Source organism: [Clostridium] scindens (genome assembly GCF_019597925.1).
In the GTDB taxonomy this organism is placed as follows: domain Bacteria; phylum Bacillota; class Clostridia; order Lachnospirales; family Lachnospiraceae; genus Clostridium_AP.
In genome coordinates this window covers 462,701-482,783 of sequence record NZ_CP080442.1, presented here as the reverse complement: position 1 = coordinate 482,783, position 20,083 = coordinate 462,701, and the positions used below count along the sequence as shown (strand labels likewise).

The following is a 20,083-nucleotide window of genomic DNA, read 5'->3' as shown; positions in this document are numbered from 1 at the left end:
ATATTCTATAACTTATTCCATATTATATTGTTCGACTAACCTTCTTATTTCCTGATTGACTTGCTGTACCACGCTCTCAGGCCCGATGATCTTCGCTCCCTTTCCAAGCGCAAATACCCATCCGAAAAACTGCTGGCTGACGACCACATCGACGCTTATGGAAAAATGATTGTCATCCACCGGTACCATGGAAATGTCTTTTCCAAACCTGTCTATGACCACCCCTGCCATCTGATTATCCATCAGCAATCTGACACGCTCTTCCTTCCCTCCAAACATGGAAAAGTTCTTCCTGGAATAGGTGCCGATGTCAAATTTCTCAAAATACTTTTTCCCTTCCCTTGGCTCATCGGACATGCGGATCTTAAGCATCTTATCTACCCGGTAATGCTTGATCATCTGATCCTCCGAATCATATCCTACCAGATAATAATTCTCGTCGTTCCAGGACAAGCCCCATGGGCTGATATGGTACATCTCCCCATTATGCCGTAACTCCATCTCTTTCTTCAGATTCCACTGAAAATACTGAAACATGATCTTCTTATTTTCCGTAATCGCATTATGTATCGAGTCCACATTATAGTAGATGCTTTCATTCATCGTCTTGATTCTTCCGGAAACATATACTTGACGCTGCAGTTTCTTGGCTTCATACTCGCTGCATAAACTTTCCAGCTTGCGGATCAATTCATTCGATTTTCTGGCAGTTATGAATTTGGATGACTGAATCGAATCTACCAATAGTTTTAGTTCAGGCAATTCAAACTGCCTGCTTCCCACATGGTAATAATACGTCCTCCCGACCTGCTCTCCGATGACTTCTACGCCTAGTTTTTCCAGCGCCTGCAGATCTGAGTAGATGCTTTTCCGCTCTGCCGAGACTTGGTATCTCTCCAGTTCTGTTAATATCTCCGGCATTGTGATGCTGTGCTCGTCGTCTGTCTTTTCCAGCATGATTTTCATGAGGTAGTATAGTTTGAACTTTTGATTTGCTCCTTTTGGCATGTGCATTTCTCCTGGTCTTCGCATTTAATGTATTTCTTGTTTGGATTTCACAATATATTGATCGATATAGAATTATGATTAGATCAGGCTGAAGAGATATATCCTATTATCATCTAAAAGATTTATATTTTTTACACAATCTCCTTCTTGCCATTGCTCATAAATTATATCATATCGTCGTCAAAAGCGATAGGAACATAATGTGGCGATTTATCTATACAGTACCAAGAAGTAAAAGTCTATATCTGAATGCTCGAGGCGCATATTGCTATATTTTTGATGTATAAAATCAACAATTTCTTTTTTAAACCTCTTAAATAAATCCGCACATATGTCTTCACCATTCTCATTTAAATTTTCTACCTTCTTTATTTTTTCAACGTAAGAAGTACTCATATTTGTAAAAATTTTATTTTCCTACAACTATTTCTGAGTCGCTTTCATTTACACTATTCTCCTTTTCATCGAACTATTTAGCCTCTTTTTAGTCTCCTATGTTGCATTTTCTTCCATATTCCTCTCGCCATAGCACATGTTTGATCATCAATATGTAAATATTTTTTCAATATATCATTATCTACTAGATTCAACGCATTTTCAATATTATCTTTATCCCTAACAATTTTATCTACTTTGGAAAGCACCTCCCTAATTTTCTCAATCGGGACACAATCTAAAATAGGGACTGAAATATTACCAACTTCTCCCGGTAATATTTCTAATACACCTCCGCCATAACTCCGTCCACAAATTTCTGTAAATGCAAAGGAAATACTATTATAATAGGATAAAACTATCCTTTCAGGCTCAATTCCTTCATTGAATTTTACTCTATGCATGGTATCTGTAGAAACAGCATCACAACAGTTTAGTACAAATTTAGGGTATAAATTATTTCTCCGCAGAAAGAAAGCATCCGGTACCCAAATAGAAGGGATTTGATACCATCTCTCCCTAATTCTACATTTATATCCTATATTTTCTTCATTTTTTTCACCAAACTCAATATATGCCTTTTGTCCCTGACTATACTTTTCAATAGGTACATCTGGAAAATCAATCAGATATGCTGCTTTTCCTTGTTCTGCATTCTCTTTCCAATCTTCCTGCTGAAAATAAATACTATGTGCATGAGAACTTCTTCCAATTAGCGGACGCACTACATTAGTCAAATCATAATTTTCCACTGTTTCTTTATCAACAGAAAAATATTTATTATTCCCTGTTGTAATTCCCACATTTATAATTCCTGTATTAGATAATTTTTGAAATCTAGCATCTTCTCTTATCCGTGAAATCAATTGATTTTCCTGTACAGTAGTAAAATATTTCGTCCATTTTTCATGCACATGACTTAATTTTTGAAAACCATTTGCATTAATATCAAGACTCTCCAAATCATCCAAATTATTAAGTTCTACAATTTTTATTCCTTTCTCTGTGGCTCCCCTTTCTCCAATAAAAACTACTACCTCTTGTTCAATATCTGGAAACACTAATTCTTCAAATGTAAGCAGCGTTATTTTAGACAACTCATTAGCCAAAAATAATCTTAGTTCTTCCGCATATGCAACTTGCAGAATTTCTGCTGGGACTACAAATGCTATTTTCCCATTAGGACTTAGCATATGAACACAGGCAACCATAAAGCCAACCCATGTATTAATTAGTTTATTGGCTCTCATACCATGCTGTATTAAAATATCAGCCATTTCTGCTCTTTGTTTCGATTCAAGATATTGATAGCGTATGTATGGAGGATTCCCCAAAATCAAGTCATATTTTTTTACCTCTTTATATTCTTGATAAAATTCGAAGAAGTCACCATTCACTACCCTTATATTAGCCATACTGCTTAGTTTCTTACTCAGTTTTTCCGCTTCATTTTTTTCTATTTCAATAGCCGTCACCTTATTTTGCCGCTTCATAAAGTTTGTTTCAATAAGTGCATCAATAAATACTCCATCTCCACAACTCGGTTCCAATATAGTTGCTATAGATAAATCCGTATTAAAAATTTCCACCATTTTTTCAGCCAATTTAAGTGGGGTATAATAAGCTCCTCTTAATTTTCTTTCTGAACTATTTTCTTTTAATATCATTTTCTTCACCTAAAACTTCAATTTATAAATCTTTGTAATATCACTCACAATCTGCTTTTGCAACTTTTCCTTTTCTTTCTCTATTATGCCGATTGTCGCTTTATCCTTCTTTTTTTCTAATACCGAATTTAACTCATAAATCTTCTTTGTTGCATTTACCACGGCATTATACAATACTTTCTGTTTTTTATCATCAAAATCCAATTCCACAAATGGTATTTTCTTTAACAAATAAGTTCCTCTAGCCGTAAATCCTCCTTCAAAATCACTTCCCATAATCTGAAATAATCTTTCCGTATAGGGATGATTTAACCACGCTTGTATATATGATAAATCATACTTTGTATCCGGCAATTTTGCAATTGCACAATATCCTGCTGTGCCACCAGTTGCAATAAGCATATCATTTTCATCATATGCATACATGGGTTCTTTACTCAAAACTCTAACAATTAATTTAGGTGTATTTACAAATGCTGTTATCGATTGCTTTCTACCATATTGATACCATGTATCTGCCGTTGCATTTTTTACATCTCTACCCTTTCCTCCATTAAGGCATTTAGGAACTAACAGGTCATAACATTCTAACAAATACTGATATGCTCCAGGATATTTTGACTCCATGGTATCACTGTTAATTAAACTACCATCTGAGTTATAGGGGAAAATAATTTGTTTATCAGTTTTTAACACTGAATATGTTCCCATCCCCTTTTCATCTGCCTTGGTGGGTTTAAAGTACGGTTTTAAAATAGTCTTTTCGATATGGTATTCTTTATCAAACTTTCTCACTATTAATTCTTCCGCTGTTTCCGAAATAACTTCTTCTTTGCTAAACCAATACACTGGCTTAGGTCTTTCTGCACTTGTCTGTATTCCGTTAAAAATATCTACCACATCACCTAATGGTTTTCCATTTTCTTCTACCTTGGCAATCATTTTCATGAATTCTATATCAGTAGATAATCTCCAAGGGGCCTCATCTAATACTCTGTTTTCAATTTCTATATTCTTCTGCTCTCCACCTGCCCAAAGATCAGTTAATGACGTGACATTTGTGTATCTAACTTTTTCACATAACTTTTTAGAAATCGTAATAATACAACTATAAATAGTTTTATCAGGAAAAAGTTGTATATCTCCAAAATCATCTAATTTTAAAATATGCTTGGCTAGTAATCTTCTCAGTTCTTGACCAGCACCTATTTTATAAAATTTATTCGGCACGATATAACATATTTCTCCCTCTTCCTTTAATAATTCAAATGCTTTCTCTATAAACAAAAAATACTTATCAAACTGCTTATAGGCACTCTTATATTTTGTTTTATAAATATCAAATTCAAATTCAGTCTCTAATGTATGTATATCTTCTGTTTTTACGTATGGCGGATTTCCGACAATTGCATCAAATTTTTGTCCTTCATTTATTTCGTCCCATTGAAAAGGTTTAATGTCACACAACATTTCAACTGTTATATCTTTGCTTTCCATATCATCTCTTGAAATTAATGAATTTCCATTCTTTATGTTAGAACTTAAATCCGGTAAAATAGGAACACACTCTTTTACAGAAGCCGTTGTCTCATCTTCTATTAACTTTATCAATAAAGAAAATTTGCTTACTTCGACAGCATGAACATCAATATCAACACCATAAATACATTTTGTCAAAATATCTTTTTTATCAGTTAATGGCAATTTCTTTCTCCCATTGTCCAATTCCAATAAGTATTCCGGCTTATATTGTGTGTACCACTCAACACAGTAATCAATAAGAAATTGATATGCTTCCTCCAAAAACACTCCCGAGCCACAAGAAATATCCACTATTTGAAGTTTTTTTATTTCTTCGGGAGTTTTCCCCTGACAAATTGATTCCAAAGTATTTTTTATCATATACTTCACTATTTCTACAGGCGTGGATACAACTGAACGATATTTATACTCCTTTTTCGCTGCCAAAATAACATGATTGTTTTTTACTATAAGACATTCTGTCAAAAAAGTTTCATAAATTTTCCCTAAAATTCCTGGTTCAATAATATTAAACAAATACGGAGTCTGCGGATAATATAGTGAAATAATCATATTAAAAATAATCTCATTATCTAGATTGAAAATAATATTCTCCCCAGCAAACAACTTAGAATTATATTTTTTATCTACTTCCTTAAAAATCTTAGTTAACGCTACCTGCAATTCTTCTTTATTATGCATTGTATCCTTTAATCTTTGATATACTGGTAAATTTCTATCTTCACAAATTCTTAGAAAAATAATTTGGTTAATAAATTCCTGAACTGTATCATTTAAAACATTTACATCTTTGTATAGTTCATATTTCTGGTATAAATATTCTCCAATTTCTAATCTCCACTCATTGATTTGTTTTAAAAACACTTCATCTACTTCTGTCGAATATCTTTCTGTATCACTAAAACTCTCATTTACAAATTTATCATATTCTCCAGAATAAACACTTTCTCTTGATATTAATTTATATATTTCTCCATATTTCTTAAGATAGTCCAGATAATGATATTTTCTATATAAAGATACAGTTACTCTGTCCCCCTCTTGAGGCCTATTTGTAACATCGTAAACCAGCAAGTCTTCAAAGTTCGTCAAAATCGACAATTTATGTTTAGCATTCCACCCATAACGTCTTGCCTGTATTGCCGGAATTGAATCCTCTGTTATGGCAACCGCAGGCTTCTTTGCTTCTACAAAAATCTTTGATACACCATTTAATGTCAATGTATAATCCGGGCGATCCCCACTATTTGAAAATCTTTCTACAACTACTTCTTTATACTGTGGTAACACCCCGTTCTGATTGTGTACATCCCATCCAAAACATTCTAATAGTGGACTAATAAACTCATCCCTGCAATCTTGTTCATTAAATTCTTTGGCGGATCTATAAAACTCTCTATTCTTTTGATATTGAGCTATTAGTCTTGCTAATCTTTCCTCATTCATAATTGCTTCTCCCACTCCAATCCAAAATCACAATGCACTTTTGCCACTTTTGACCCATTCATCTACTTCTGCTAGTTTAAATTTCCATAAGCGTCCAATTTTATGTGCTGGTATGTCTGTTTTTTTAATCCAGTTTCTAATCGTATCCTTTGTTACCCCCAGATACTCTGCTGTTTCTTCTAACCCATACCACTTATCTATTAAATCAGTCATAATAACCTCCTCATTAGTATATATACACATAATAAAATTATCTTTATGTTAACTCATATCTTTTCAAAAAGCAATCATATGTTCTATGATTTAATATGATTAAATAATATTTTTAAAGAAAGAATTAAAAAACATTTTCTCTTAGCATTCTTTTGTTAATATAGAACCTCCCACACACTCGTATATTGTACATTCTCTGCATCCAATTGTGATATGCTACTTAATTGGGATTTCTGTTTTGGGAACGACAACTATGCTACTGTCACGAAGGTTATTTACTCTACAAATCATATTAAATCATTGAATTCCATCTGTCGATAACCGATCCGGTAAATAAGCGTATTTTCAAGCTATACAGCACTCCTGAAAGCGTTATATTTAACTACCTTTGAAGCCACGAAGAAATGGACACAACCATCCAGAACTGGGCCCAGGTGTATAGAGAGTTAAGCATCAAGTACAAGGGATGGCTTTCGGAATAATTTAACATAATCTAAAAACAGGCGGATTTACCACCTGCTATTGACGAGTCTTTTTGTAACTGCTATATATAGATAAAGGGCGAAAGGCCTATTTATCAAGACTTTTGCCCTTCATTATCATAGAAGAATCTTATTTACAGGCTTTTTTTCATAGTCTCGGATATATTTTGCCCCAGGTTTCTTCAAACTTGCTCAATGCAACTACGGCCAGCGCCTCTGTATCCTTATACACCAATTTTAGATCTGCCATAAATGGCCTTATGTCCTTGTAGGAGATAAATTTTGTAGAATATTGGATCTGGTGTACGAGATACAGTGCTAGATTGCTACCAGCGAATATACGCCATAGATGACATCAGCAAATCCGGTCAGCCCCTCTGCACAAACAATCATAATATCTTATACACAGTTATTTTTGATTTCATTCAAAACACCAAGCCAGTACTTTTCGCTTTCATTACCACCGATCAACATGCCAAGAACTTCTCGCATGCTGTTTAATTTCTCGCCAGTCGAAACGTGCGCCGCTATTTTGACGGTTCAGTTGTTTTCCCGTACATAAAAACGAATGACATCCATAAAAGTAATCGCATACTTATGTTCCAACGGCCTATTTTGTCATTCCTTGGCAATTGGCAGATACAGCCTGTCATGTGAGAGATCATCTTTGCTGAAGCGTCTAAACTCTGGGCATCTCAAAGATGGCTGGACATATCTCTGGTCATCATTCCTTTCGCATACATAGACAAGGCCTAATCTTCAATATTGAAAATATCCGTTTGATTTTCTAGACAATCTATAGTTTAAATTCTCCTTTTCTGTCTCTCGGAATATCCAGACTAATTGACCCCATAGAAGAAATGACCGTTTTTTGCTGCATCCATTGCAGTTGTCATCTGTTTCCATGTTCCGATAATCATACTTGGAATAATCCGAATTTTGATCCATTTCAACATCCAGCATCCCTTGCAGAGTATCACCTAACAAATCTTGGAACTTTTTCTGCATATCTTGTTCGCCATTCGGCTGGCAGTATTCCAGTAGACAGGTGATGAACACTTTACGTTCCGATGTCATTTTTCTTTCTCTTATCATAAAAACCTCCTCCTGGTTTAATACTTATTTTAATATCAATCCATGAGGATACATACCACATATCTAGTTTACACAAAATTTATTACAGTCTCTCCGAGTTTATTATCCGTTATTAAACTCACAAAACTAAAGTCTATTATTAACAATTTTATATGAGTGTACTGATTCTGCTTGACTCTATTTCTCTCCAACTGTTTAATTTATATGGCCTATCCAAACCAGTGTTATCAGTTAATTGTTATCACTCTTTATTCTACCGCTATCAATTCCTGTAGACCACTTCATAATTAGCAACCCGAGATTTAGTAGATACACTTTATTGCTTCCCCCCACCTAAACCACTTGTGCTTTTTCTAAAAATAGAATAAAAGAGTATAAGCACTAATAATACTGCAATTCACTCAAATGCGAATGCACCTATCACATATTGAAAAACTCTTTTTTGCTTTTCGTGTATAATTTCAATTTCCTTTCAGCATTTTACTGAACCTTATCCACTTCTCCACAACAACTTATAGTTATATAGCCAAAAATCCTATATACTATTTTTGTAAAAACTCTACAACTTTAGCAAATGATTCATGGTTATTGCAAAGTTCTGCCAAATCAATTTCTTCGATAATTGCATCTATTGATTGCATCAATTTAAGTTTACTAAAATCTGCCACTTCAGGCATAAACCAATCCTCTATGCTATTATTAATTATTGCTAATTCATAGTTATCAGCACCTATCTTTTCGACGATCATTTTTTGGTTTCTTTTTCATTCCCATCAGAATCAATTACAATTAAGATATTAGATTTGATATTTCTAACCGTTACTGTATCAAAAATAACCGGAACCTTATATTTCCCATCAGCAACTATAATTGTAACCTTTTGATTTAACTTTCGAGCAAGTGCTTGAAGAATTATCTCATCTGTCTTCCCTTCACATATTATTACCTTTTCTGGTAATTTCTTTTCTTCATTTTTATCCTGTACACGTTTTTGCAATTCATCAATAATATAATGCACCTTTTTATCTTGTAAAATATTTTCTAACACATCGCAAAAAGTTTCCTCATCATTAATTATAAAATGATTAAATTTTTCCATCGGAATGGCTATCCTAGCCAATGTCTTTCCTATATTTTTACATATGCCCTCATCAATAATTATTTCAACAGGATATATTGGTGTCATTCTCAATTCAAACAGTCTAAATCTATATTTTTCAGTGCATATTTCAAAACCATAACGCTTATCAAAATACATATCATTCGCATCGATCAAATTTTCTGTAGATGATTCCGCAATAGTTTCTTGTAATTCAGTTATGCCCGAAACACTTTTAAATACATTTGATATGGTTTTTGCTACTACAAGCATTGAACCATCAATTTTTATTTCATCAAAAACCGCAAAAACCTTACTCCTAGTGTACTGAAACAAATATTTGCATTGCTCCTCCATAATTCTGTAAATATTATCAGTATACTTTAAATCATCTTGAGGCTCCTCACCAATTCCCCAATAATTTTTAAACTCCATTTCCAACCTCCAATAGATTAACTAATAACGGTAAGTGATCACTTATTTTTCCATTAGGTATTGCATTTTCTAACAAATCCTTTGTGCTTATTCTTTTTAAATATTCCACATGCTTTACACTGTTTACCAAGTCTCTTCTAATCAACACTTGATCCAGACAATGCCAATATGGTGTCCTATAGTCTTTTGCATGATAAAAACTACCATACATTTCCGTATCTTCTGAGATATAATGTAGAATAGGATTATAAAATCGCTTTCGCTTTAAACTATTAGGGTTTGTTAACTCCCTTTTATCTATAATTGTTTTAAACAAAACCGCATTAAAGGCAAATTTACTTAATAATTCTTCATCGTATGGATTGGCATTGAAATCTCCAATGACTATTGTATTACCGCATTTCAATAATTCTTCCGTTTGCTCAATATCCGCCACCAACCCTTTTATTGTCTCGATCCTTTCTCCACTTTCATAGTTTCTCCTATCTTCCAGATGAATCGCTGCCAAAAGATAGTCTTCCACCGCAGTTTTTACATTATATATATTATACCTATTTTGTTGCTGTATGATTGCAACTGAAAAGGTTGTCTTTGCTATTAATGTTACTTTTCTATCATCTTGTACTGCCAAAATACGGCCATACATCTTTCCTAAACGCTTTTCTATCTTAATAAAATCTACCCCGTCAAATTCTGAGAAAACAGCAATATCAACATTATTTTCAACTATGCAATCAATAATATAACCTTCTATTGCGTTTCTTTTTAGATTCCAAAATAAAATATTAAGCAACTCTTCTCACCTTTGTTTTTCTAATTTTGTATTTTTAGTGCTACAACTTCAATTTTTCACTAATTCCATTATACTATTACTATTTCTTTTGCAAAGAGACGGGCCTCATTCAGTTAGCTTTGAAACAGGCGATAATAAGCCATTTCAATTTATGTAGAACAATATGGAATCAGGAAAATCACAATAAAATCGGATGCAGATGTCTCTATTTTTGAATCACACACAGTATTTTCACGTATATAAAGGCTACTAATGCTGTTAGATGGTACTTTTATTTCTTTGACAGAACTACAATTAACTGAATCTGGCACATCAGAAGATAACGTATTACATTCATGTAAAGAACATTTTATGAAAAGAAGGCTATCTTACTTTTCATCCGCTGACATTTGTAACTATAAAGTGGATAAATTACTTGCCTTCGATTTTATTCTTACAACAGAATTATTCTGTAAATGGGAGCAATTGCTCGAAGAATTAGATATGGTGCATCAAATATATCTCTATTCATTAAGTGATATTGGAATAACTGTCGATGTAAAGTGTACATTTTTGATTGAACTAGTTGAACCTCTTTTAGAAATCGTAAAAAAACATACTAATTTTTTCTCCTCATTAACTCCCGATTCTCATTGTGCATCTTTTAAAAATTGTTTAGATGCGTTGATTAAGAAATATGGTGTGGATATTTTCAGAAAAGAATTATCAAATAATTATGAACAACTTTTAACAGCAGGGTTAGAATAATGCACATTAAACGAGAACGAAAGGGTCAATATTTTAACGGAAATGAATCTGTTTTATATACTGTTAAAAAGGAGTTTGTTATATCGACGGATAATTTTTGAAGATTTAAATATTAATGAATTGGATTATATAGATAATCTAGTAAAATGCGTTTCAAGATTGGATAAATGGGGTGATGTTTCAGATAAATTCATCTCGAAATTTTCCAAATAGATAATTTAGGTCAAATAATTAACTTTGGGATTTAAAATTTTTAATCTCCTTATTGGTGAACACACTAAATAAGCAGATTATAGAAAGTCTTACTTTTCGGGCAGAAGAAAACCCCGCAATCCCTATAATTACTGGCTTACGGGATTTTAACCCTTTATTCAAACTCTGGTGCGGATGATGCGATTTAAACATTTTCCAGTACACTTTTATACCTTTTTATCATTGTATTCTTTATATTTTTCAGCTACATTTTCTTGTTCAAAATTATTAGAGTCAAAATAGAGTCAAAAATAATAAATATACATTCACATTAAACAACATCTAGTCCACATCATCCCTATCCAGATTAATGCAATTTCCCTTGCCGAATAATTCTTTGGCTCCTTCTAATATCCCTTCTGTTGGATTGGGGTAAAAAACAACCAAATTTTCCCTTGCACGAGTACAACACACATAAAATAACTTTTTTGTTCTTTCTAATATTCTCGGATACGTTGTTTGTTTTGCCTTTGAAAGTGTTGCAAAAATGTGTTTATCAAATAAATATTCAAAATTATAGTTTGGCCAACCACCATTTTCAAGAAATACTAAAACATTATCATACTCTAAACCTTTAATTTTATGTTGAGTCGAAAATGGAGTAAAACCTTCCAAATATCTATATAAATTTTGAAACTCAGAATATATAATTTTCTTTACTCTCCAATATAAATATTCGTTTTTTTCAACAAAATTAATAAATTTATCATCCTTCACGCACAAGTCTACTTGATCCGCAAAATCAATAACATTCCCTATCGACTTATTTTCCATAGAAATTAACTTTTCGATATTATCTCTAAACTTTGCCTTATCTCTATTTGTAACGACTATTATTTGTGTCTTTTGTAATAATTCATTATACATTCCATTTTTATAAAGATAAATTATATCTTGTATTTTAAATAAATGTTGAATTAGATAATCTCTTTTAGCATCTCTTACAGTAACTCCTTCTACTTCCACCTTATCATCAATAAGTTTATCTTTATCCATATATATTTGATTAACTTTTTCATATGACCATTTCTTTATATAATCGTATAAAACCCTATTCTCTTCTTTTTCCAAAAAAACGTCAATATGTTGTTTGCCACTATTATCACCTCTGGAATATTTCCAGTCAAGCCCCCTAACCACATCATTAAATGAACTATTCACATCAAACATATAATTTTTTTGTTCTGCAAATTTCTTAAAGTCCTTTCTAAATTTGTAAATAGGATCATTGTCATAGATATTCATAAGTTTATCAAAACCCGCTTCACTTGCTATTAAATTATGTGTAAGTCTTAATTCTTTTGTTTTCTTGGAATCGTTAAAATCCCATTCCCGACACCATTGAGATTCCTTTACCATATTTATAGAAAATTTATTAGAATATAAAAATCTTGTAGTTCCCTCTTTTAATTTACCTTCTGCCATATTTGGGGCATCTGCATCATCCGACTCTTTTTGTTCCAGCCCATCAATACGCAACTTATTTGCCAATTTTATTACTGAACCTGGATTTCTTCTATTCTGTTCTTTTTCAACTTTATGGACAATTCCTTGAGAAATGTATTTATCAATGTTCCCCACACTATTTTCAAATATTGATTGCATAGAATCGCCAAAGAATCCTATAACATTAACATGATTGCTTTTTTGCAAGTATTCCAGCAAAATCTTTATAACCAATGGTGATGTATCTTGATACTCATCAACAAAAACAAACTGATATTTATCTTTTAAAATGCTACATAGCTTAGGATACTTTTTATACATCTCATTAGCCAATACTAGTACTTCATCATGTGATATTTCCCCACTTTTCAACTTAGTATATTCTTTATATTGGATAATAATATCATTAGTTAGCGTAAACTCTTCATCTGCCTTTGGCTTCTTAATACCACTATCATCACTATTAACTAATTCTATCAATGTTCTTCTTAATTCATTAGGAAACAATGAAATATTCTCCCACAAAAAATCATGAATAGTCGAGATGGTTAAATTATCAACATTGGCTCTATTTATAATCTCCACTGCAGCGGCATTGGTATATGTAATGCATGCGATTTGAGCATTTGGGTATAATACGGACACATGTTTTAACACTTCAACAAGTGAATATGTCTTCCCACTGCCAGCGCCTCCACTTAAAAGAAAATTATGTTTTTGTTTTATATGCATTAATATTTCTTCTATTTCTGTATCTAGTCTTCTCGCAACCACAGTAACCCCTCCCTTATGTATGGCGGTATCTGCCAATTTGAAAAATCTGTATTTTCATCAGGCTCGCTACATAATAAAATATCCATTGGAAATGCTGGTTTACTTTTTATGCAATTTTCAGCCAATTCATATGCTGTGTATTTATATTCAGACGTTCCTCCGACTTTCTCATCTATTTGCTTCACATTTTTCAAACTATTAAAACCATCGATATTTTTAATAATAAACTCTCTGTTATAAAACAAGAATGCATCTTCAAAACTTCTTGGATAGTATTTATTTTCATCTTTTTGTTCTTCTGTTTGGTAAACAACCATTAATTTTCCGTGCTTGCTTTGTTTCCAACTTCCATTTTCACTTATTAGTATTTTTTGTTCGCTATTTCTTGTAACAAAAAAATTTAATATTGTCTTTCTCCATGTTTTTAAAGGTAAACTATAATAATATTTTAACGCATTATTTGATGTAGTATTTCCTTTACGTACTTCGGTTCCTTTTATTACTATTTTTTCATGGCCATTTTTGTCCATAGTCCTCTGCTCTTTTCCTGCGTCTATATCAGTTATAATCAAAGTTTTTATTCCAGTAAATTGTAAAAATTTATCAAATAGCTGTGAATTTGCCCCTGCCTCTAAAAGTGATATATTCTGTGCCAATAACGGTAACTTTGTTTTATCAGTTTCTTCTTGATCAATTTTTTTCATTATTGCAGGCAATAGAATTCTTTCAGTATCCCCCTCATATAGAATAACTTTATCAGCAAAAAATATTTCTGCATAATTAAGTGTTAAATATTGTTTTAAAAACTTGAACCTCTTGTTTTCAGGATCATTTTCATCCTTATATTCCGCTTCTAGACTTCTCATATTCTTTGAGATAACATTTGTTGGTGTAATTTTTTGAAAATATTTAATATCATCAAAATCACATTCTGCAACAATATGTGAAGAATGTGTAGTAATTACTGTTTGCAAATTGATTTTGTTTCTTATATCATCTCCTTTACTTCCATCCTTAAGCAAATCCTTTATATTCTTTATAAAGATATATTGCATCTGTGGATGTGTATGAGCTTCTGGTTCTTCTATGAATAACAAGTTTATATCTGCTGGTTTAGCGTTAACTTTATTATCACATCTAAACTCAGCTAACATCGTTTCAATTTGAATAATTATACTAATTAAGTTTAAGTAACCTAAACCATTATAACTTTCTGGCAGTTGATGACTTCCAGCTTCATAAACCATTGTTGTATTATCTTTTAATAGCTGTTGTTGTCCTAATGTAGATATTATCTTAACTATCGTCTCATTCTCTTTTATTCCACCAAACTTTTTTACTTTACTGATTACGTTTTCAAACAACCCGTCATACACTTTGGTAAGGGAAACATCTGTATTTACTAATGCATCTTCAAAACTCTGAATAACAGGGTTTTCATCATCCTCTTTTATTCGTTCATAATATTTGCTTGAAAGGCCTGATAAAGAACCGTCATTGTCTTTATTCATTGTTTCTCTTTTAGCTGCAATATACTTTATAGAAATTATTTTAGTTAATTCAACCTTCCTTTTATCGATAACTCTAAATTTATCCGGGCATATTTTACCTGCTATTTTATCAAATAATATTGCTTTATATACAATTTTGAAAAATTGTCTCGACTTTGAATGCATAAACTTATCATAACATTCTTTCTTAGTTAATTTACTGTTCTTATTATTTTTAAAACGTTCATAATATTTTTCAAACGCATCTTTTAAAGTTACAACAGATATATCATTCAATGCATATTCTACTTTTAAAACAACTGTTTTATTATTAGGATCCAAATCCAACATTAAAGAAGAAATGTTTGCCAAATTATCTGTCTCATTATATTGAATAAAAACATATAATTCGATTCCTTGGCATCTCTTCTTTCCCCAATCAGTTACATCTCTCTCAAGACATTCAAATAATTCCTTTTGAAAGTCTATATTAAAATCATCATAATTAAAATTATTAGCGTTCCCCTGATCACCAAAAAACTTTGTAAGAGCAGTGAGAACCGATGTTTTTCCACAATTATTTTTTCCGATAATTAATGAAAGCTCTTTTTCTAAATCAATCTCTGTATGTTTTAATAAACGAAAATTATTTATTATTATCTTTATAACTTGCATATTTTTCTCCCTTTAGTTCTTAATCAATATTATCGATTTTCTGTATCTCTATCATGATTTAACCAATCAAGGTAAATGATATTACTCCTGTCTCACATATAATATTTTAATAATAAATCTTGTAACATTCATAGAACTGTCTATCTAAAAATCTCTTTTTTTGCTATAATAGATATATTTTAGCATAATAGCCTTTACTTTGCTATTAAAAGAAATACAAAATGGCGAAACAGTTGCCCGCCTCGCACTCACATTACTGATACACAATTTCCTCCACTACGATTTCCTCTGCTAAATTTCTAATGTTATTCGTCATTCCAACCCATTTCATCTGATTTTCTGCTTTTAACTGCTCGGTCACTCCCAGCCTTCCCATCATTTGCTCAATCAGGACCTCCATCCGCTGCTCACACGCCTCATCCACACGACGTAAGTGCTCATTCAACTCACCATTCAAAAACAATCTAAAATCTTCCTCCTTTCGTTCTTCCTGCAGATATTTTCTCCTCAGACGTCCATACTTCCCAATCGAATACCCTGTCCCCTCAGACAACCCCAAATCTGGATAATACAATCATCTTTTCACAACGTATAACTAATCCCATTTTCTCCAACAATGTGCTTCTTCATTTTTCATATCCTCCTATCTTGCCCCTCTGCCCCTTCTCTGGACAGCGTTTCGATTGCGTTCTTTTTGTTTTATCTGTTCTTCATGCAGTTTTAGCCTCGCACGGATACTTTTCGGCTGTTCTTCTCTACCTTCATATGTCCGTTTCCAATCACTAACAGCCTGCCTATACCACGCATATTCTGTCCTTGATTTCTCATGTTCCATTAGAAACGTCCTTACATTCTGATAGCCACATGATGTGACAATATCCGTTAATCTCTGTTTCATCAGCTCTACTTGCTTCTTCTATTCAATTTCTCCCTGCAACTCCTTACGTCTTTTCCCTTTGAAAATACTTTTACACTCGTGAAATTCCGTTTCCAGATTTCCAATCCTCTGTTCTTTCTGTAAGATTGCCCTATTCTGTTGTTGTAACTTCACATAAATCTCTTTCAATCTTGGATATTCTGCCGCACGAGCAGACTTTTTCGGTTTAGTCGGGATTTTCTCTAGCACTTCCTTAGCCTCCCTTTGCCGGTCTGATTGCCTTACAGACGGTAATGTTTCCAATTTTACTTGTGACTCATCCGCTTTCACATCAAACTTTTTAACCAAGTTAATTACCTGCATAATCAGAAGTTCCAGTACCCTAATTGCCATCTCAATGATGTTAATAAACAATTCTGGCTGACCACCAGACTGCTGAATGGATAGGCTGGCTTTCCTACCAATTTGCACCTTTCTAACCTCAATAATCTGCTGTTCCGTTACCTCACTGATCAATGCCCTGTCAACAGTCTGGTTCCACCTTTTTCTCTGTAAATTATCAGCCTCTATTTTTCCGCTTTCGGATTGTTCTTCCCAATTTTTTTCATCGGAAGATAAGCGCTCTTGCGTTCAAACACCTTTAATTTTTCCTTATCATCTCTAACATAGATATTAATAAACCCTGTATAAGATTTTTACTTCATCCAGAAAACCTTCACTTTTAAATCGACTATCCTTAATGGTAAATAACTTCCGCTCATATACCTCGCCTTTGGGAATAATTCTGCACCCAAGCCTTATCTGAACGTTGCCATCAAATATTTCTTTTTTAGTTCTAACGTGCTTTCCTGCCTCATCGTAAAACATATTTCTGACAGCAACCTTTTCTATCGGCTCATCCAACAAATTACGTTCAGAAAAGATAAGATGGATATGATAATTGGTCTTGCGCTTATTATAGTGCAATGCAGAGATACACCCCACACTATAATTCCGTTTGAAATGATTCGTGAATACTTCCAATAGCACACTTGGGTTATAATCTACAAAACTCTCCGGCAACGCAATAATTAGTTCTCTGGCCTCAATGCATTTTCCATCTGTTCCACTCTTGAAAAATTTCTCTTGGTTGCACTTTTCCAATTCCCTCCAGAATTTTCGTTCAGAAGTTTCATACACTGCATACAGATTATCTTGTCTGTCATGACTGGAAATATAATTGATCCTTCCCATCAAATTCGTCAATTTTGACATTTGTATAAATGAGTTTCTTGATATTAGCAACACCTCTTTCCAACACTGCATTGTAACGCAAACGTCGCTGTGAGTTGGTGCATAGGCACCTGTTTACGAACTTAACCGCCTATCGGCGGCATGGCTACTGGCAGGGCGAAATACCCGGAGCATAAACGAAGTTTGAGCGATTAGTATATTTCGCTTCTCAAACGCCGAAGCGGCTTAAAAACTAACAACACATAAGAAACTGCTATCACTCGTAAACTTATCATGGGCGTATCCGCCTATTTTACATGCTCGTTTTCAAGCCTTTTTAAGAACACGGCACTTTGCAGATTCCTTGTTCAATACCAATACCCTTCTGGCTTCATGTCCAGCACTTCCTCTTGTATATATTTAACAGGGGGCGTGCCACGCTCTTGCTAATATTGCCAAGGAAGAATTTACCAACGGAAACTGTCTGGTACTCCACGCTTATCCAGATATTCCTGTCTAGCTTTTGTTTTTCTTCCTCTGTTGGAGCTGTCTTATATTTGGAATATAATGATCGCATCTTTATCGAATCCATCAATCCTTTTTTATCTCTGACTGCACCTCATCCATATCCAGTAGGTGGTATTTTATCAACAAAATAAATAATTTCTCTGGTATCTGCTTCGCTTTTCATTCTCCTTGTAAAGCGGACATTCGGTATCCGCTTCGCTACTTCCTCATGAACGCAGGGGGCTTCGCTGCTTATCTGCGTCCAAGTCCGCAACAATGCAACGTGTATAGTCTTTGCAACCTTGTAATTCCCATCTCCGCAATATCTATATAGTCTACATTGTTGCGTTCTTCCTTATTTCTCCTTAATATTATCCAGTTCCCAATACCATAAGTTGTTGATTTTCTTGGCTTTAATTTTCAGTTGTTTCTTGGCATTTTGCAATGTCCTTTTAGAAATACATTGTTCATCAGCCAGATTAAAAATCTCTTTGCTTTGCATGGCATTATTAGTTTCAGCAAGTTCCCGAAGCAACTGCTTTGCCTGCTGCAATTTGTTCACTTTAGGCGCTAATCCTCCATCGATTCATCGGCTGAAATTTCATAATCACCCAGCCAGCAAAACAGCCTTATTTCAGTTCAAAGGCTTTTGCATATCCGAATGGTGCCAGATTATTTTTTATCTGCACAACTACTCGGATATTTGCCTGTCCTTCCACTCTGCCTACCAGCAGAGCACTTCTTGCTACTGCAAAAAATCAATAGAACTATATGCACCCTTGTTCCCTGCTGCCCTATTCATATGACCAATATGCACAATAGCACATTTATATTTCTCTGCCAGAAGTCCCAACTTCTTTGTCATATCTCTTGTTTCATTGTCCCGATTCATATCCATCCCACCGCCTAAATAGGCTTGTATAGGGTCTAAAATAAGCAGCCGGGTAATTGGCTTCATAATATTCTTCATCTTTTTTCGTATCATCTTTTAAAGCATTCTGTAGAGATATCTTGCTAGAAACTCTTTTACATTCTTATACCCATTATCCTGCACAATTCCCTATAAATGCTGTCCCATAGTATCAATCAGATGAGCTAATTCATTGCTGTTATCTTGCAATTCCTTACGCCGCTTTCCCTTGAATAAACCTTTTATATTTTTAACTCCTTTTTGACCTCGGCAAGTTCCTGTCCTTTTAGATAGATTACACTATTTTGATTATTCAATTTGTGGTAAATAACATTTAAGTTTGGATATTGTTCAGCTAATGCTGGCTTTACTGGCGGGGCTGGCAACGGCTGTTCCGTTTCACTGACTTTTTTATCATCTATCATCTGAATATCTCTGGTTTCCTCACTCGAAATAATAGCTGTCAATTCTCTCTGTATCAATACACTCCTGATAAATCTGTTTTAATATTTGAATAATCAAAGTCTGTAGCGCAAAAATCGCTAACTGGACAATTGCCATAGAAAACTGTGGATGTCTGCCCTGTTTTGAATAGAACTCTTTGCCTTATCCACAATTTCTGTTTATTTAATACCCATAATTTTTTCTTCTGCTATCCCGCCTACTAATGCCCTGTCCACTGTTTGATTCCACCTTTGCTGCCCCCATTATCTGATTCTATCTGCTCATCTTTCGGGTTATTTTTACCGACCTTTTTCATCGCCAAATATGGACTGTTCTTGTCAAACACTTGTAATTTCTCTTTTTTATCTTTCACATAGATATTCATCAGTTCTGTAAAAGAGTTTTTAATCTCATTCAGAAATGCTTCATTTTTAAACTTTGAATCCTTTGTAGTGAAGATTTTCCGATCATATACAACGCCTTTAGGAACAATCTTACAACCTCTTTTTACTTGTCCTGCTTCATCCATAATCT

General features: G+C 33.5%; 18 protein-coding genes and 2 pseudogenes. 2 read left to right on the top strand and 18 right to left on the bottom strand.

The genetic code is table 11. The features are described from left to right. Positions 1-12: 12 nt before the first annotated feature. The 4 genes from K0036_RS02110 to K0036_RS02095 form a co-directional block, all read right to left on the bottom strand. Positions 13-1,008, bottom strand: a complete 996-nt coding sequence (locus K0036_RS02110) for a helix-turn-helix transcriptional regulator (protein WP_220430621.1) — start codon at positions 1,006-1,008, stop codon at positions 13-15. Between the two features lie 473 nt (positions 1,009-1,481). Continuing rightward, a complete protein-coding gene (locus tag K0036_RS02105; protein WP_220430620.1) occupies positions 1,482-3,110 on the bottom strand; it encodes an Eco57I restriction-modification methylase domain-containing protein in 1,629 nt (542 codons plus the stop codon). 9 nt (positions 3,111-3,119) lie between these two features. Then, a complete protein-coding gene (locus K0036_RS02100; protein ID WP_220430619.1) occupies positions 3,120-6,098 on the bottom strand; it encodes an Eco57I restriction-modification methylase domain-containing protein in 2,979 nt (992 codons plus the stop codon). A 27-nt stretch (positions 6,099-6,125) separates the two neighbouring features. Next, positions 6,126-6,311: a helix-turn-helix domain-containing protein gene (locus K0036_RS02095; RefSeq protein WP_220430618.1), complete on the bottom strand. Its 186-nt coding sequence runs from the start codon at positions 6,309-6,311 to the stop codon at positions 6,126-6,128. A gap of 222 nt (positions 6,312-6,533) precedes the next feature. Between K0036_RS02095 and K0036_RS19495 the strand changes: the two are divergent. Further along, positions 6,534-6,793: pseudogene (locus K0036_RS19495) on the top strand (transposase); the annotation flags it as partial. A 399-nt stretch (positions 6,794-7,192) separates the two neighbouring features. Here K0036_RS19495 and K0036_RS19625 read toward each other — a convergent pair. The 5 genes from K0036_RS19625 to K0036_RS02070 form a co-directional block, all read right to left on the bottom strand. Next, on the bottom strand, positions 7,193-7,267 hold the full coding sequence (locus K0036_RS19625; RefSeq protein WP_420341579.1) for a hypothetical protein: 75 nt from the start codon (positions 7,265-7,267) through the stop codon (positions 7,193-7,195). A 285-nt stretch (positions 7,268-7,552) separates the two neighbouring features. Further along, entirely contained in the window at positions 7,553-7,888 is a 336-nt protein-coding gene (locus K0036_RS02085) for a hypothetical protein (RefSeq protein ID WP_220430616.1), read from the bottom strand. Positions 7,889-8,430: 542 nt separating this feature from the next. After that, positions 8,431-8,637, bottom strand: a complete 207-nt coding sequence (locus K0036_RS02080) for a hypothetical protein (protein WP_220430615.1) — start codon at positions 8,635-8,637, stop codon at positions 8,431-8,433. Continuing rightward, positions 8,634-9,422 carry a TOPRIM nucleotidyl transferase/hydrolase domain-containing protein gene (locus K0036_RS02075; protein WP_220430614.1) on the bottom strand — a complete coding sequence of 263 codons (789 nt, stop codon included), beginning with the start codon at positions 9,420-9,422 and terminating at the stop codon, positions 8,634-8,636. Before K0036_RS02075 ends, K0036_RS02080 begins: the two co-directional genes overlap by 4 nt. Beyond that, on the bottom strand, positions 9,412-10,215 hold the full coding sequence (locus K0036_RS02070; protein ID WP_220430613.1) for an endonuclease/exonuclease/phosphatase family protein: 804 nt from the start codon (positions 10,213-10,215) through the stop codon (positions 9,412-9,414). The genes K0036_RS02075 and K0036_RS02070 overlap by 11 nt, the downstream gene beginning before the upstream one ends. Positions 10,216-10,467: 252 nt before the next feature. Here K0036_RS02070 and K0036_RS02065 point away from each other — a divergent pair, with 252 nt between their 5' ends. Further along, positions 10,468-10,962 (top strand): hypothetical protein, encoded by a 495-nt coding sequence (locus K0036_RS02065; RefSeq protein ID WP_220430612.1) that lies wholly within the window; start codon positions 10,468-10,470, stop codon positions 10,960-10,962. A 534-nt stretch (positions 10,963-11,496) separates the two neighbouring features. On the opposite strand, the gene K0036_RS02060 is transcribed toward K0036_RS02065, so the two are convergent. From K0036_RS02060 to K0036_RS02030, 9 genes and pseudogenes are all read right to left on the bottom strand, one after another. Then, complete coding sequence (locus K0036_RS02060; protein ID WP_227066455.1) at positions 11,497-13,434, bottom strand: UvrD-helicase domain-containing protein; 1,938 nt, start codon at positions 13,432-13,434, stop codon at positions 11,497-11,499. Then, on the bottom strand, positions 13,416-15,599 hold the full coding sequence (locus tag K0036_RS02055; RefSeq protein ID WP_220430611.1) for an AAA family ATPase: 2,184 nt from the start codon (positions 15,597-15,599) through the stop codon (positions 13,416-13,418). Before K0036_RS02055 ends, K0036_RS02060 begins: the two co-directional genes overlap by 19 nt. Positions 15,600-15,852: 253 nt before the next feature. After that, complete coding sequence (locus K0036_RS02050; protein WP_259283427.1) at positions 15,853-16,152, bottom strand: TnpV protein; 300 nt, start codon at positions 16,150-16,152, stop codon at positions 15,853-15,855. A 90-nt stretch (positions 16,153-16,242) separates the two neighbouring features. Further along, the gene (locus K0036_RS18940; RefSeq protein WP_227066457.1) at positions 16,243-16,497 is read right to left on the bottom strand and encodes a hypothetical protein; all 255 of its coding nucleotides are present in this window, start codon (positions 16,495-16,497) and stop codon (positions 16,243-16,245) included. An 18-nt stretch (positions 16,498-16,515) separates the two neighbouring features. After that, entirely contained in the window at positions 16,516-16,947 is a 432-nt protein-coding gene (locus tag K0036_RS18935; protein ID WP_259283372.1) for a hypothetical protein, read from the bottom strand. A 201-nt stretch (positions 16,948-17,148) separates the two neighbouring features. Then, complete coding sequence (locus K0036_RS18930) at positions 17,149-17,709, bottom strand: hypothetical protein (RefSeq protein WP_259283371.1); 561 nt, start codon at positions 17,707-17,709, stop codon at positions 17,149-17,151. Positions 17,710-18,550: 841 nt separating this feature from the next. Further along, positions 18,551-19,141 (bottom strand): annotated as a pseudogene (locus K0036_RS19490) (hypothetical protein); the annotation flags it as partial. Positions 19,142-19,347: 206 nt separating this feature from the next. Further along, complete coding sequence (locus K0036_RS02035) at positions 19,348-19,530, bottom strand: hypothetical protein (protein WP_220430610.1); 183 nt, start codon at positions 19,528-19,530, stop codon at positions 19,348-19,350. A 239-nt stretch (positions 19,531-19,769) separates the two neighbouring features. Continuing rightward, positions 19,770-20,078 (bottom strand): hypothetical protein, encoded by a 309-nt coding sequence (locus K0036_RS02030; RefSeq protein ID WP_220430609.1) that lies wholly within the window; start codon positions 20,076-20,078, stop codon positions 19,770-19,772. Positions 20,079-20,083: the final 5 nt, after the last annotated feature.